This window comes from Cohnella sp. GbtcB17, assembly GCF_019091135.1.
GTDB lineage: Bacteria > Bacillota > Bacilli > Paenibacillales > Paenibacillaceae > Cohnella.
Genome location: NZ_JAGXJW010000396.1, coordinates 1 through 244 on the forward strand (window position 1 = coordinate 1; position 244 = coordinate 244).

The window sequence follows — 244 nt, forward strand, 5'->3', positions numbered from 1 at the left end:
GTGTGCAGCGCCAGCCCCTTGGCCTGTTCGACCCGGTTATGGACCAAGTACTGAATCGGCGTCATGCCGAACGTTTTGCGGAATTGCTCGACCAGATAATCGCGGCTGAAGCCAGTCAGCGTCTCCAGCTGCCGGAGTACGAGCGCCTCCCGGTAATGCTCCTAAAAATGATTTATGTCCTGCACCATCTTAGCGTAGTTATTCCGCTGCGTCGCGGATGACTCGTCCCAGACTCGCTCTTGCT

Annotated in this window: 1 protein-coding gene; it reads right to left on the bottom strand. The window is 56.6% G+C overall.

The window, feature by feature from the left end; all coding sequences use genetic code 11:
* Positions 1–128: helix-turn-helix transcriptional regulator (locus KVT38_RS35800; protein ID WP_217598120.1), on the bottom strand; the 128-nt coding region annotated here is incomplete at its 3' end.
* Positions 129–244: the final 116 nt, after the last annotated feature.